The organism is Streptomyces sp. NPDC058701 (assembly GCF_042715295.1).
Taxonomy (GTDB): Bacteria; Actinomycetota; Actinomycetes; order Streptomycetales; family Streptomycetaceae; genus Streptomyces.
The window spans coordinates 86,579-99,947 of sequence record NZ_JBHXSY010000018.1; the positions used below are offsets into that span (position 1 = coordinate 86,579).

14 protein-coding genes are annotated in these 13,369 nt (G+C 73.6%); 11 read left to right on the top strand and 3 right to left on the bottom strand.

The features are described 5' to 3' along the window. Positions 1-54 precede the first annotated feature (54 nt). The 3 genes from rplM (at position 55) to glmM (ending at position 2,556) form a co-directional block, all read left to right on the top strand. Complete coding sequence (gene rplM, locus ACFWW8_RS20815; RefSeq protein WP_383802500.1) at positions 55-498, top strand: 50S ribosomal protein L13; 444 nt, start codon at positions 55-57, stop codon at positions 496-498. 42 nt (positions 499-540) lie between these two features. After that, positions 541-1,062, top strand: coding sequence for a 30S ribosomal protein S9 (gene rpsI, locus ACFWW8_RS20820; RefSeq protein ID WP_267725064.1), 522 nt, complete (start codon positions 541-543; stop codon positions 1,060-1,062). A gap of 135 nt (positions 1,063-1,197) precedes the next feature. Further along, positions 1,198-2,556: a phosphoglucosamine mutase gene (gene glmM, locus ACFWW8_RS20825; RefSeq protein ID WP_386530417.1), complete on the top strand. Its 1,359-nt coding sequence runs from the start codon at positions 1,198-1,200 to the stop codon at positions 2,554-2,556. 73 nt (positions 2,557-2,629) lie between these two features. Here the strand turns inward: glmM and ACFWW8_RS20830 are convergent, their stop codons facing one another. Both ACFWW8_RS20830 and coaA read right to left on the bottom strand, forming a co-directional pair. Beyond that, positions 2,630-3,577, bottom strand: a complete 948-nt coding sequence (locus ACFWW8_RS20830) for a DUF389 domain-containing protein (protein ID WP_386530418.1) — start codon at positions 3,575-3,577, stop codon at positions 2,630-2,632. 16 nt (positions 3,578-3,593) lie between these two features. Then, complete coding sequence (gene coaA / locus ACFWW8_RS20835) at positions 3,594-4,643, bottom strand: type I pantothenate kinase (RefSeq protein ID WP_386530419.1); 1,050 nt, start codon at positions 4,641-4,643, stop codon at positions 3,594-3,596. Positions 4,644-4,871: 228 nt separating this feature from the next. On the opposite strand from coaA, the gene glmS reads away from it, so the two are divergent. The 7 genes from glmS to ACFWW8_RS20870 all read left to right on the top strand — a co-directional run bounded on the left by glmS (position 4,872) and on the right by ACFWW8_RS20870 (position 11,974). Next, the gene (gene glmS, locus ACFWW8_RS20840) at positions 4,872-6,719 is read left to right on the top strand and encodes a glutamine--fructose-6-phosphate transaminase (isomerizing) (protein WP_386530420.1); all 1,848 of its coding nucleotides are present in this window, start codon (positions 4,872-4,874) and stop codon (positions 6,717-6,719) included. A gap of 20 nt (positions 6,720-6,739) precedes the next feature. Further along, a complete protein-coding gene (locus tag ACFWW8_RS20845; protein WP_386530421.1) occupies positions 6,740-7,135 on the top strand; it encodes a holo-ACP synthase in 396 nt (131 codons plus the stop codon). A 30-nt stretch (positions 7,136-7,165) separates the two neighbouring features. Then, on the top strand, positions 7,166-8,584 hold the full coding sequence (locus ACFWW8_RS20850) for an NAD(P)H-hydrate epimerase (RefSeq protein ID WP_386530422.1): 1,419 nt from the start codon (positions 7,166-7,168) through the stop codon (positions 8,582-8,584). A 191-nt stretch (positions 8,585-8,775) separates the two neighbouring features. Continuing rightward, positions 8,776-9,912 (top strand): alanine racemase, encoded by a 1,137-nt coding sequence (gene alr / locus ACFWW8_RS20855; protein WP_386530423.1) that lies wholly within the window; start codon positions 8,776-8,778, stop codon positions 9,910-9,912. A 71-nt stretch (positions 9,913-9,983) separates the two neighbouring features. Continuing rightward, positions 9,984-11,120, top strand: a complete 1,137-nt coding sequence (locus tag ACFWW8_RS20860; protein WP_386530465.1) for an alpha/beta fold hydrolase — start codon at positions 9,984-9,986, stop codon at positions 11,118-11,120. Further along, positions 11,071-11,637 (top strand): tRNA (adenosine(37)-N6)-threonylcarbamoyltransferase complex ATPase subunit type 1 TsaE, encoded by a 567-nt coding sequence (gene tsaE / locus ACFWW8_RS20865; protein ID WP_386530424.1) that lies wholly within the window; start codon positions 11,071-11,073, stop codon positions 11,635-11,637. Before ACFWW8_RS20860 ends, tsaE begins: the two co-directional genes overlap by 50 nt. Before the next feature lie 151 nt (positions 11,638-11,788). Next, positions 11,789-11,974: a hypothetical protein gene (locus ACFWW8_RS20870; RefSeq protein ID WP_386530425.1), complete on the top strand. Its 186-nt coding sequence runs from the start codon at positions 11,789-11,791 to the stop codon at positions 11,972-11,974. 60 nt (positions 11,975-12,034) lie between these two features. Here ACFWW8_RS20870 and ACFWW8_RS20875 read toward each other — a convergent pair whose 3' ends face one another. Next, on the bottom strand, positions 12,035-12,592 hold the full coding sequence (locus tag ACFWW8_RS20875; protein ID WP_386530426.1) for a hypothetical protein: 558 nt from the start codon (positions 12,590-12,592) through the stop codon (positions 12,035-12,037). Between the two features lie 113 nt (positions 12,593-12,705). Between ACFWW8_RS20875 and tsaB the strand changes: the two genes are divergently transcribed. Further along, positions 12,706-13,368 (top strand): tRNA (adenosine(37)-N6)-threonylcarbamoyltransferase complex dimerization subunit type 1 TsaB, encoded by a 663-nt coding sequence (gene tsaB, locus ACFWW8_RS20880; protein WP_383917654.1) that lies wholly within the window; start codon positions 12,706-12,708, stop codon positions 13,366-13,368. The last annotated feature ends 1 nt before the right edge of the window (position 13,369 follow it).

The following is a 13,369-nucleotide window of genomic DNA, read 5'->3' on the forward strand; positions in this document are numbered from 1 at the left end:
CGTTGGGGCTTCGCGCCCCTGGGATACCACCACTGAAGAAGCGAAGGCATACGCGTGCGTACGTTCAGCCCCAAGCCCGGCGACATCTCGCGCCAGTGGCTCGTCATCGACGCCCAGGACGTTGTCCTCGGCCGTCTGGCGACCCAGGTCGCTGCCCTCCTGCGGGGTAAGCACAAGCCGACCTACGCCCCCCACATGGACATGGGCGACTTCGTCATCGTCGTCAACGCCGACAAGGTTCACCTGTCCGGCAACAAGGCGACCCAGAAGATGGCGTACCGCCACTCCGGCTACCCGGGCGGTCTCCGCTCGGTGCGCTACGACGACCTTCTGGCGAACAACCCGGAGAAGGCCGTCGAGAAGGCCATCAAGGGCATGCTCCCCAAGAACACCCTGGGCCGTCAGATGCTGTCGAAGCTGAAGGTCTACTCGGGCGACCAGCACCCCCACGCTGCCCAGCAGCCGGTGCCGTTCGAGATCACCCAGGTCGCGCAGTAGTTCCGGCCACCCCCTAAGACGTAGAAAATTCTGAGGAGCATCGTGGCCGAGACCACCGCCGAGACGACCCCCGTCGACGAGTTCGAGGGCAACGTCGAGGAGTACACCAGCGAGTCTGAGGTCGTCGCCGAGGGCGACTACACCTCCGAGTCCCTTGCCGGCCGCTTCGGCGACCCCCAGCCGGCCGCCGGCCTGGGCCGTCGCAAGAACGCCATCGCCCGCGTCCGGATCGTTCCGGGCACCGGCAAGTGGAAGATCAACGGTCGTACCCTTGAGGACTACTTCCCCAACAAGGTGCACCAGCAGGAAGTCAACGAGCCGTTCAAGCTGCTCGAGCTGGACAACCGCTACGACGTCATCGCCCGCATCTCGGGTGGCGGCGTCTCCGGCCAGGCCGGCGCCCTGCGCCTGGGTGTGGCCCGTGCGCTGAACGAGGCGGACGTGGACAACAACCGCGCCGCGCTGAAGAAGGCCGGCTTCCTCTCCCGCGACGACCGTGCGGTCGAGCGCAAGAAGGCCGGTCTCAAGAAGGCCCGTAAGGCCCCGCAGTACAGCAAGCGTTAATCTGCGCCAGCTGTTCTGCAGCGAAACCGCCCCGGCAGCACTCTCTGTGCTGCCGGGGCGGTTCGTTTACCGCCACAAGCGGCAAATATCTGTCACATGCGGTCACAAGCGAAGCAGAAACTCGGGAGGACAACAGTGGGACGACTCTTCGGGACGGACGGTGTACGCGGCGTCGCCAACGCGGATCTGACGGCTGAGCTAGCGCTCGGCCTCTCCGTGGCGGCTGCCCATGTACTGGCCGAGGCGGGCACCTTCGAAGGCCACCGGGCTACCGCCGTGGTCGGCCGTGACCCCCGGGCCTCCGGCGAGTTCCTGGAGGCCGCGGTCGTCGCCGGCCTCGCGAGCGCGGGCGTGGACGTCCTGCGCGTCGGTGTGCTGCCCACCCCGGCGGTGGCGTATCTCACCGGTGCGCTGGGTGCCGACCTCGGCGTGATGCTCTCCGCCAGCCACAACGCCATGCCCGACAACGGGATCAAGTTCTTCGCGCGCGGCGGCCACAAGCTCGCCGACGAGCTGGAGGACCGGATCGAGTCCGTCTACGAGGAGCACCGCACCGGCGCGCCCTGGGACCGGCCCACCGGCTCCGGCGTGGGACGGGTCTCCGACTCCACGGAGGGCTTCGACAAGTACGTCGCCCACCTCATCGGAGTCCTCCCGAACCGTCTCGACGGCCTCAAGGTCGTCCTGGACGAGGCGCACGGCGCCGCCGCCTACGTCTCGCCCGAGGCCTTCACCCGGGCGGGGGCGGAGATCGTCACGATCGGCGCCGAGCCCGACGGCCTGAACATCAACGACGGCTGCGGCTCCACGCACCTCGGGCTGCTCAAGGCCGCCGTGGTCGAGCACGGCGCCGACCTCGGCATCGCGCACGACGGCGACGCGGACCGCTGCCTGGCCGTCGACGGCACCGGTGCGGAGGTCGACGGCGACCAGATCCTCGCGGTCCTGGCCCTGGCCATGCGGGAGTCCGGCCAGCTGCGCGAGAACACCGTCGTCGGCACCGTGATGTCGAACCTCGGCTTCAAGCTGGCCATGGAGGCCGAGGGCATCCAGGTCGTGCAGACCGGGGTCGGCGACCGGTACGTGCTGGAGTCGATGAAGCAGCACGGCTACGCGCTGGGCGGCGAGCAGTCCGGCCACGTGATCGTCCTCGACCACGCGACGACGGGCGACGGCACGCTGACCGGCCTGCTGCTGGCGGCGCGGATCGCGGACACGGGCAGGTCCCTCGCCGAGCTGGCGGGTGTCATGACCCGGCTGCCGCAGGTGCTGATCAACGTTCCCGACGTGGACCGGTCCCGGGTGACGACCTCCGCCGAGCTGGCCGCGGCCGTCGTCGACGCCGAGCGCGAGCTGGGCTCGACCGGCCGGGTGCTGCTGCGTCCGTCCGGGACGGAGCCGCTCGTACGGGTGATGGTCGAGGCCGCCGACATCGAGCAGGCCCGCGCGGTCGCCGGCCGGCTCGCCGACGTCGTGAAGTCGGCGCTGGGCTGACCCCGCCGACCTTCGTACGCCTGCGGCCCCGCACCCGGATCGGGTGCGGGGCCGCAGGCGTACGAAGGGGTCCTCAGGTCTTCGCGCCGCGTATCCAGCGGCCCCGCTGGGTGCGCCACAGGGCCTTCTGCGTCAGCAGGGTCAGGACGCCCGCCACGATGATGCCGCCCAGGTTCAGCAGCAGCTGTTCCGCCGATCCCCACATCTGGCCGACGTCGCCGTAGCTCAGGGCCACGGCGGCGTTGGCGGCCGCCGGGACGGTCGTCACGGAGATCGCCACGCCGACGAGGGCCCCGGACTTGGACGAGGTCAGCGACAGCATTCCGGCGACCCCGGCGAGCAGCGCCACGATGAACGAGAACGGGTCCGGTTGCCAGATGAAGCTGGTGTTCGGCCGCGGGTCCTCCAGCATGCCCCTGTCGAACTGGCCCAGCGCGTCCATCGCCAGGCTGAACAGGGTGGTGACGGCGATCGCGGCCGCGAAGCCGATCAACAGGGCGAGGAGGGAGCGCGCCGCCAGCCGGGGCGCGCGCTGCACCAGGGCGGTGCACACGCCGGCGAGCGGGCCGAACTCGGGGCCGACGGCCATGGCGCCCACGATCAGCACGGCGTTGTCGAGGACCACGCCACAGGCGGCGATCATCGTCGCGATGATCATGAACGCGACGTAGGTGATGCTGAGGGTGGACTCCTCGTGCGTGGATTCGCTCAAGTGTTCCCACAGGACGGCATCCGCTGGCTCGCCCGGCGCCTCCTCCTCGGCCGCGTCGGCCCGCCTGGACAGCGAGAGGTCGATGTTCTCGACGGCGATCGAGCCGTCCTCGGCGATCCCGAGGGCCCGCAGCTCCTCCAGCAGTTCGTCCGCGGCCTCGCGCGCCACGTCGCACAGGACGAGGTCGCCGTGCGGCACCCGGGCGGCCCCGCGCAGGACGACGAGGTGGGTGGTGCCGACCGTCTTCTCGATGACCGCGACCACCGCCTCGGTACGGTCGGGCGGCACGATCAGGCGGAGATGCAGCATTCCCGCACCCTAGTGCTCAGAGTTTGCGCAGGCTCAGCTTCTGCACCTTGTGGTCGGGGCCCTTGCGGACGACCAGGGTGGCGCGGCCGCGGGTGGGGGCCACGTTCTCCAGCAGGTTGGGCTTGTTGATGGTCCGCCACATCGTCTGCGCGTACTCCACGGCCTCCTCCTCGGAGACCTGGGTGTACTTGCGGAAGTAGGAGAACGGGTTCTGGAAGGCGGTCGCGCGCAGCTTCCGGAAGCGGTTCAGGTACCAGCGCTCGATGTCCTCGGGCCGCGCGTCGACGTACACGCTGAAGTCGAAGTAGTCGGCGAGGCCGACGCGGGTGCGGCCGTCCTTGCCGGGGAGGGCCGGCTGGAGGACGTTCAGGCCCTCGACGATGAGGATGTCCGGGCGGCGTACGACGAGCTCCTCGCCCGGGACGATGTCGTAGATCAGGTGCGAGTAGACGGGGGCCCGGACCTCGTCCTTGCCGGCCTTGATGTCGGCGACGAAGCGGGTGAGCGCGCGGCGGTCGTAGGACTCCGGGAAGCCCTTGCGGGAGGTGAGGCCGCGGCGCTGGAGCTCCTTCATCGGGTACAGGAACCCGTCCGTGGTGACCAGCTCCACGCGCGGGTGCTCGGGCCAGCGGGCGAGGAGGGCCTGGAGCAGGCGGGCCACGGTGGACTTGCCGACGGCGACGGACCCGGCGACCCCTATGACGAACGGGGTGCCCTGCTGGGCGCCGTGCCCGTTGCCCGCGTCGCCGAGGAAGGTGTTCAGGGTGCCGCGGAGATTGCTGGTGGCGCCGACGTACAGGTTGAGCAGGCGGGAGAGCGGGAGGTAGACGTCGCGCACCTCGTCGAGGTCGATGACGTCGCCGAGTCCGCGCAGCCGCTCGACCTCGTCGGCGGTGAGCGGGAGCGGGGTCCGCTCGCGCAGGGCGCTCCACTCGGCCCGGGTCAGGTCGACGTACGGCGAGGTGTCCGGGCCGCGGCGGTGGGCCGGGCGCGGGTGGGACCCGTCCTGGCCGGTGCGCTCCATTGCGTTCTCCGGCGTGCTGCTTCGTGGCGGCGAAGTGATCACACCGCCATTGTCGGGGGTGGGGGGCAGTTGTGGGTTATGCGGTCGGTCACGTAGCGGTACCGGTGGCCCGGGCGGGCCGGGACGGCAGGGGCTCCGGTACCGGTGCGAGGCCGGTGGAGCCCCGCCCCCGCGGGGGCGGGGCCGACCGGCCCCGGTGCGCGCGCCGGGGCCGGTTTCGTCTGGTTCAGGTACCGGGCAGAGGGCCGGCCAGGGCGTACCCTGCCGCCTATGTGCGGAATTGTGGGTTACGTGGGAGCGCAGTCGGCGCTCGATGTGGTCATCGCCGGACTCAAGCGGCTGGAGTACCGCGGCTACGACTCGGCGGGGATCGCCGTCCTCGCCGACGGTGGACTGGCCTCCGTCAAGAAGGCCGGAAAGCTGGTCAACCTGGAGAAGGAGCTGGTCGGGCACCCGCTGCCGGCCGGATCCACGGGACTGGGGCACACCCGGTGGGCGACCCACGGCGGGCCCACCGACGTCAACGCCCACCCGCACCTCGACAACACGGGGCGCGTGGCCGTCGTGCACAACGGCATCATCGAGAACTTCGCCGCGCTCCGCGCCGAGCTGGCCGAGCGCGGGCACCGTCTGGACTCCGAGACGGATACCGAGGTGGTGGCGCACCTGCTCGCCGAGCACTTCGCGGCCGCCGGGGACCTCCCCGAGGCGATGCGGCGGGTGTGCCGGCGCCTGGAGGGCGCCTTCACGCTCGTCGCGGTGCACGCCGACGAGCCGGACGTGGTGGTCGGCGCGCGCCGCAACTCGCCCCTGGTGGTGGGTGTCGGAGAGGGGGAGAACTTCCTCGCCTCGGACGTCGCCGCGTTCATCGCCCACACCCGGGCCGCGATCGAGCTGGGGCAGGACCAGGTCGTCGAGCTCCGCCGCGACGGCGTCACGGTGACCAACTTCGACGGCTCGGCTGCGTCGGTGCGGGCGTACCACGTGGACTGGGACGCCTCGGCGGCCGAGAAGGGTGGCTACGACTACTTCATGCTCAAGGAGATCGCCGAGCAGCCGAAGGCCGTCGCCGACACCCTGCTGGGCCGGATCGACGCGAACGGCTCGCTGACCCTGGACGAGGTGCGCATCCCCGTCTCGGTGCTCCGGGAGGTCGACAAGGTCGTGATCGTGGCGTGCGGCACGGCCTACCACGCGGGCATGATCGCGAAGCTGGCCATCGAGCACTGGACCCGCATCCCGTGCGAGACGGAGCTGGCGAGCGAGTTCCGCTACCGCGATCCGATCCTGGACCAGCGGACGCTGGTCATCGCGATCTCGCAGTCCGGCGAGACCATGGACACCCTGATGGCGCTGCGGCACGCGCGCGAGCAGGGAGCCAAGGTGCTGGCCGTCTGCAACACGAACGGTTCCACGATCCCGCGCGAGTCGGACGCCGTGCTGTACACGCACGCCGGTCCGGAGGTGGCCGTCGCCTCCACCAAGGCGTTCCTGACCCAGCTGGTCGCCTGCTACCTCGTCGCGCTGTACCTCGGGCAGGTGCGCGGTACGAAGTGGGGCGACGAGATCGAGACGGTCGTCCGGGAGCTGTCGGACATCGCCGCCGCCGTGGACACCGTGCTGGAGACGATGGAGCCCGTACGGGAGCTCGCGCGCTCCCTGGCGGACAAGAACACGGTGCTGTTCCTGGGCCGGCACGTCGGCTATCCGGTGGCGCTGGAGGGCGCGCTCAAGCTCAAGGAGCTGGCGTACATGCACGCCGAGGGCTTCGCGGCGGGCGAGCTGAAGCACGGGCCGATCGCGCTGATCGAGGAGGACCTGCCGGTGGTCGTGGTCGTGCCGTCGCCGAAGGGCCGCTCGGTGCTCCACGACAAGATCGTGTCGAACATCCAGGAGATCCGGGCCCGCGGGGCGCGGACCATCGTGATCGCTGAGGAGGGCGACGAGGCGGTCGTCCCGTACGCCGACCACCTGATCCGGATCCCCGCGACGCCGACCCTGCTCCAGCCGCTGGTGGCGACGGTGCCGCTGCAGGTCTTCGCCTGCGAGCTGGCGACCGCGCGGGGCAACGAGGTGGACCAGCCGCGTAACCTCGCCAAGTCGGTGACGGTGGAGTAGCGGGCAGTGGGGTAGTCGTTGTGATCATCGGTGTGGGGATCGACGTCGCGGAGATCGACCGGTTCGGCGCGGCGCTGGAGCGGACGCCGAACCTGGCGCGGCGGCTCTTCGTCGACGCCGAGCTGACCCTGCCGAGCGGCGAGCGGCGCGGAACCGCCTCGCTCGCCGCCCGGTTCGCGGCCAAGGAGGCGCTCGCCAAGGCGCTCGGTGCGCCCGGCGGGATGCTGTGGACCGACGCCGAGGTGTACGTGGAGGAGTCCGGGCGGCCGCGGCTGCGGGTGTCCGGGACGGTCGAGGCGCGGGCGCTGGCGCTGGGCGTGACGTCCTGGCACATCTCGCTGAGCCACGACGCGGGGGTAGCCTCCGCCGTGGTGATCGCCGAGGGGCAGGAGCCGGGGGGCTCGGCCGAGGGGTAGTGCGCGCGCCGGTCGGGCAGGCTGGGAGCCATGCGTACTGCTTACAGCGTGGAAACCGTACGGGCCGCCGAGCGGGAGCTGATGGCCCGGCTGCCCGAGGGCGCCCTGATGCAGCGGGCGGCGGCCGGGCTGGCCGCCGTCTGCGCGGGGCTGCTTACGCGGCGGCCGGGGCGGGTCTACGGGTCTCGCGTCGTGCTGCTGGTGGGGCCGGGCGACAACGGGGGCGACGCGCTGTACGCCGGCGCCCGCCTGGCCCGGCGCGGAGCCGGGGTGACGGCGGTGCCGATGGATCCGCAGCGGATCCACGCGGGCGGGCTCGCGGCACTGCGGGCCGCCGGCGGCCGGGTGGCGGACGCCGTCCCCGCGCGGGTGGACCTGGTCCTGGACGGGCTGCTCGGGATCGGCGGGCGGGGCGGGCTGCGGCCTGCGGCCGCGGCGCTGGCGGAGCAGGTCCCGCCGGGGGTGCCGGTGGTCGCCGTGGACCTGCCGAGCGGGGTGGACGCGGACACCGGGGAGGTGGCGGGGCCGGCGGTGACCGCCGACGTGACGGTGACGTTCGGGGCGTACAAGCCGGGACTGCTCATCGACCCGGGGGCCTCGCGGGCGGGCGCCGTGCACCTGGTGGACATCGGGCTGGCGCTGGACGAGCCGGACGCCGAGGCCCTGCAGCACGCCGACGTCGCGGCGCTGCTGCCGGAGCCGGGGGCGTCGAGCGACAAGTACCGGCGGGGCGTGGTCGGCATCGTCGCCGGGTCCGCGCAGTACCCGGGCGCCGCGGTGCTGGCCGTGGCCGGGGCGCTGCGCGGCGGTGCGGGCGCGGTGCGGTACGTCGGCCCGCAGGCGGCCGCGGCCGCGGTGCTCGCGCGGTATCCGGAGACGCTGATCGGGCGCGGCCGGGTGCAGGCCTGGGTGGTCGGGCCGGGGCTGGGGGAGGGGCGCGCGGGCGAGGTCGCGGGGCTGCTCGCCGAGGACGTGCCGGTACTGGTCGACGCGGACGGGCTGCGGGGGCTGGAAGCGGAGGTGCTGCGGGCCCGGTCGGCCCCGACCCTGCTGACCCCGCACGCGGGGGAGGCGGCGGCCCTGCTGGGGGTGTCGCGGGAGTCGGTGGAGGCGGAGCGGCTGGGGTCGGTACGGGCGCTGGCGGAGTTGTACGGGGTGGCGGCGCTGCTGAAGGGCTCCACGACGCTGGTCGCCTGCGGCGGGGGCGCGGTGCCCGTACGGGTCAACCCGACCGGGACCGCGTGGCTGGCCACCGCCGGGAGCGGGGACGTGCTGTCCGGGCTGGCCGGTGCGCTGCTGGCGGGCGGCCTGTCCGGGGCGGACGCGGGGGCGGTGGCGGCGTACCTGCACGGGCTCGCCGGGCGGCGGGCCGCGTCCGGGGCGCCGGTGCTCGCGCAGGAGGTGGCGGCGGCCCTGCCGGGCGCGTGGCGGGACGTCCGCACGCCGTGACGCCCCGGCGGGGGCGGTGCCGGTGCCGGGGCGGGGCCGGTGCCCTGCGGCCGGGCATCGGGGCTCCGCCCCGGACCCCGCGCCTCAATCGCCGGCGGGGCTGGATGGGGCCCCGGCCCGGGTCTCGGGTGCGGGGAGCCTGCCCGGCGGGGTTCTGCGGCGCGTAACCGGGGTCTGAGAGACTGTGGGCGATGAACGAGACACCGACGCGCGTGTACGCCGAGATCGACCTTGATGCCGTACGGGAGAACGTGCGCGCCCTGCGCGAGCGGGCGCCGCGGGCCGAGTTGATGGCCGTGGTCAAGGCGAACGCCTACGGTCACGGAGCCCTGGAGTGTGCCCGGGCCGCCCGGGAGGCCGGCGCCACCTGGATCGGGACCGCCACCCCCGAGGAGGCGCTCGCGTTGCGCGCCGCCGGGATCCAGGGGCGGATCATGTGCTGGCTGTGGACCCCCGGGGGGCCCTGGCGCGCGGCCGTCGAGGCCGACGTCGACGTGTCCGTGAGCGGGATGTGGGCCCTGGACGAGGTGCGCGCCGCCGCGCGCGCGGCCGGGCGCACCGCGCGCGTCCAGCTCAAGGCCGACACCGGCCTCGGCCGCAACGGCTGCCAGCCCGCGGACTGGGCGGAACTGGTCGGCGCCGCCGTGGCCGCGCAGGCCGAGGGGACCGTCCGGATCACCGGCGTCTGGTCGCACTTCGCCTGCGCCGACGAGCCGGGCCACCCCTCCATCCAGCTCCAGCTCACCGCCTTCCGCGACATGCTCGCGTACGCCGAGAAGGAGGGCGTGGACCCCGAGGTGCGGCACATCGCCAACTCGCCGGCCACGCTCACCCTCCCCGAGTCCCATTTCGACCTGGTGCGCTGCGGGGTCGCCGTCTACGGCGTGTCGCCCGCCCCCGAGCTCGGCACCGCGGCCCAGCTCGGCCTGCGGCCGGCGATGACGCTCAGGGCCTCGCTCGCGCTGGTCAAGACGGTCCCCGCCGGGCACGGCGTGAGCTACGGCCACCACTACGTCACGGATGCCGAGTCCACCCTCGCCCTGATCCCGGCGGGCTACGCCGACGGCATCCCGCGGCACGCCTCCGGCCGCGGGCCGGTGCTCGTCGGCGGCACCGTCCGCCGCGTCGCCGGGCGCGTCGCCATGGACCAGTTCGTGGTCGACCTCGGTGGCGACACGGCCCGCGTCGGCGACGAGGCCGTGATCTTCGGCGACGCGGAGCGGGGCGAACCCACCGCCGAGGACTGGGCGCAGGCCGCGGACACCATCGCGTATGAGATCGTCACCCGTATCGGGGGGCGCGTGCCCCGGGTGTACCTGGGCGGCTGAGGCCGAGTGAGGGCGGCGGCGTGAGCGAGAACTGGCGCAAGGCCGGCTGGGCCGGAGCCGCCATCGGCGTGATGGCGGCGGGCGCGGCGGCCGGTGTCGCCGTCGAGCGGATCACCGTCGGGCGCGGCATGCGCATGAAGGCGCGCCTGGCCCTCGACGCGGCCGGCGACTACGGCTCCCTGCGCGGTACCGAGGGCACCTGCCGCGCCGAGGACGGCACCGCGCTCTACTACGAGGTCGACGAGGTGCCCGCCGACGCGCCCGTCAAGCGCCGGCTGCGCCGCAAGCCGGCGCCCCCGGCCACCGTCGTGTTCTGCCACGGCTACTGCCTCGGCCAGGACTCCTGGCACTTCCAGCGCGCCGCGCTGCGCGGGGTGGTCCGCGCCGTCTACTGGGACCAGCGCAGCCACGGCCGCAGCGCGCGCGGCCTCGCCCAGGCGGACGGCGAGCCGGTGACCATCGAGCAGCTGGGCCGGGACCTGAAGGCCGTCATCGACGCCGCCGCCCCCGAGGGCCCGCTGATCCTCGTCGGCCACTCGATGGGCGGCATGACCATCATGGGACTGGCCGAGCTGTTCCCCGGCCTGGTGCGCGAGCGCATCGTCGGCGTGGCTCTGGTCGGCACGTCCAGCGGACGCCTCGGCGAGGTGACGTACGGGCTCCCCGCGGTCGGCCTGGGCGCGGTGCGCCGGTTCCTGCCGGGCGTGCTCAAGGCCCTCGGCTCGCAGGTGGAGCTGGTGGAGAAGGGCCGGCGGGCCACCGCCGACCTCTTCGCGGGCATGATCAAGATGTACTCGTTCGGCACCCGCGACGTCGATCCGGGCGTCGCGCGCTTCGCCGAGCGCCTCATCGAGGCCACCCCGATCGACGTGGTCGCGGAGTTCTACCCGGCCTTCCAGACCCACGACAAGACCGTGGCCCTCCAGCGGTTCGCGGACATCCCGGTGACCGTCATCGCGGGGGACCGGGACATGATCACCCCGCTCGCGCACAGCGAGGCCATCAAGGAGGCGCTGCCGGGCGCCGAGCTGGTGGTCCTGGAGTCCGCCGGTCACCTGATGATGCTGGAGCAGCCGGAGACGGTGACCCGGCTGCTCACCGAGCTGCTGGCCCGCACCGGCGCGGTCCCGGCCCCGGCAGCGGCTAACGTTGGCGGGCATGGAAGAAGTACCGCTGGAAGCGCCGCGAGGCCCGGCCCCGGCAGCTGAGGCCGGCGTCCGCGCCGAAACCCTGATCACCGTCGACTCCCCGGACGCCATGCGCGAGCTGGGCCTCAGGATCGCGGGGCTGCTGCGCCCCGGCGACCTCGTGCTGCTGACCGGGGAGCTGGGCGCCGGCAAGACGACCCTGACCCGCGGCCTCGGCGAGGGCCTGGGCGTGCGCGGGGCCGTGACCTCGCCGACCTTCGTGATCGCCCGGGTGCACCCGCCGCTGGGCGACGGCCCGGCGCTCGTGCACGTGGACGCCTACCGTTTGGGCGGCGGGCTGGACGAGATGGAGGACCTGGACCTCGACGTCTCGCTGCCCGAGTCCGTGGTGGTCGTGGAGTGGGGCGACGGCAAGGTCGAGGAGCTGTCGGACGACCGGCTGCACGTGGTGATCGAGCGGGCCGTCGGCCACGAGGAGGTCCTGGACGACGTGCGGCAGGTCTCGGTCCGCGGGATCGGTGCCCGCTGGAACGGTGGCGCCGGGCTGGAAGCCCTGGCGGGGGCCCTGTCGGAGTAACGGCCGGGCCGACGGGCGGGAGGCGGTCGGGGCACACGTCCCGACAACGCGTCGGGAAGATATTGCGCTGGTGGCGGCACTCGTGGTGACATGGTACCGAGAGTTTCTTAGGTATGCCTAAGTTCGGCGTTCCCGGGCCACAGGAGGCACCATGCCGGCACCAGCAGGAGCACAGCGCCACCCCCGCCCGTCGGCCGTGTCCATGCGGGCGCTGCTCGCCGCCGGGGCGGCCGCCGCCGCCGTCTCGACGCCCCCCGCACGGTGGCACGCGCCCGACGCGTCCGCGCCGGAGGCCGCCGTACGCGAACAGGCCGCTCCGGAGTCCGAAGCGGCCTGAGTAGCACGTTGGGGTGAATCGGCGGGCGGGCGCGTCGCGCGCCCGGGTCACGCGACCGGGTCAGGGGACGACGACCACCTTGGAGTTGATCGTCGCGAAGGCCCACATCGCGTCGCCGTCGGCGCGGGTCATGCGGATGCCGCCGGTCTTCTTGGCGGGGTCCGGGGCCGGGGTCGCGCCGTCCACGCGGGCGCTGAAGCCGAGCGCGACGCCCTCGGCGGTCGCAAACCGCACCACGTGCTCGATCGGGACCCCGTCCGAGCCGGTGACGGCGCCCGAGCGGGAACCGACCGCGTAGGTGCCGACCGCCGGGTGCACCGTACTGGGGACCACCGTGAACGTCTTCGGGGGCTGCGCCGGGTCGCCGACCAGCCACACCCGCTTCTGCCCCACCGAGTACACGACCCGCACGCCGGTGCCGGAGCCCTCGGGCACGGCGGCCGGCTTCGAGGGGTCCTGCTTCGCGGCGGGCTGGCTCGCGGCGGGGGCCGGGACCTGCGGGGCGGCCTGCGGGACGCGCGGGGGCGCCGACGCCGAGGCCTGGTAGCCGAGGAAGCCGACCGCGGCGATCGCCGCGGCGGTGAGCCCGGCCACGATTCCCGAGCTGCTGCGTGCCACCTTGCTCCACCTCTCGCGCCTGACCCGTTGGGTACCTCGGTCGAAAGGTAGCAGCCGGGCCGCTCCGCGACCGGCCGCGAAGGGCCGGGGCCCGGGAGTCGTAGGCTGTTCGCGTGCTCTTGCTCGCTGTAGATACCGCCACGCCCGCCGTCACCGTCGCCCTGCACGACGGCGAGTCCGTCCTCGCCGAGTCCCACCAGGTCGACGCCCGCCGCCACGGGGAGCTGCTGCTGCCCTCCGTGGACAAGGTGCTCGCCGAGGCCGGCCGCACGCTCGACGCCGTCACCGGCATCGTCGTCGGCGTCGGCCCCGGCCCGTACACCGGGCTGCGCGTCGGGCTGGTCACCGCCTCCACCTTCGCCGCCGTCCTCGGCGTGCCGGTGCACGGCCTGTGCACGCTGGACGGCCTCGCGTACGCCGCCGGCGCCGCCGGGATCGAGGGCCCCTTCACCGTCGCCACCGACGCGCGGCGCAAGGAGGTCTACTGGGCCCGGTACGAGGACCCCCTCACGCGCGTCGGCGAGCCCGCCGTGGACCGCCCCGCGGACATCGCCGAGCAGGTCGCGGGCCGCCCCGCGGTCGGCCAGGGCGCGCTGCTGTACCCCGAGGTCTTCCCGGACGCGCGCGCCCCCGAGCACCAGTCGGCCGCCGCCCTCGCGGCCCTGGCCGCGCGGCGCCTGGCCGCCGGGGAGGCGTTCCTGCCGCCCACCCCCCTCTACCTGCGCCGGCCCGACGCGCAGGTACCCAAGAACTACAAGGTGGTCACCCCCCAGTGAC

Excerpts from the sequence above, each read along its gene's own strand:
- alr (WP_386530423.1), top strand. The coding sequence starts at position 8,776 with ATGAACGAGACACCGACGCGCGTGTACGCCGAGATCGACCTTGATGCC.
- ACFWW8_RS20870 (WP_386530425.1), top strand. The coding sequence starts at position 11,789 with ATGCCGGCACCAGCAGGAGCACAGCGCCACCCCCGCCCGTCGGCCGTG.
- ACFWW8_RS20850 (WP_386530422.1), top strand. The coding sequence starts at position 7,166 with ATGCGTACTGCTTACAGCGTGGAAACCGTACGGGCCGCCGAGCGGGAG.
- tsaE (WP_386530424.1), top strand. The coding sequence starts at position 11,071 with ATGGAAGAAGTACCGCTGGAAGCGCCGCGAGGCCCGGCCCCGGCAGCT.
- ACFWW8_RS20860 (WP_386530465.1), top strand. The coding sequence starts at position 9,984 with ATGGCGGCGGGCGCGGCGGCCGGTGTCGCCGTCGAGCGGATCACCGTC.
- glmS (WP_386530420.1), top strand. The coding sequence starts at position 4,872 with ATGTGCGGAATTGTGGGTTACGTGGGAGCGCAGTCGGCGCTCGATGTG.
- ACFWW8_RS20830 (WP_386530418.1), bottom strand. The coding sequence starts at position 3,577 with ATGCTGCATCTCCGCCTGATCGTGCCGCCCGACCGTACCGAGGCGGTG.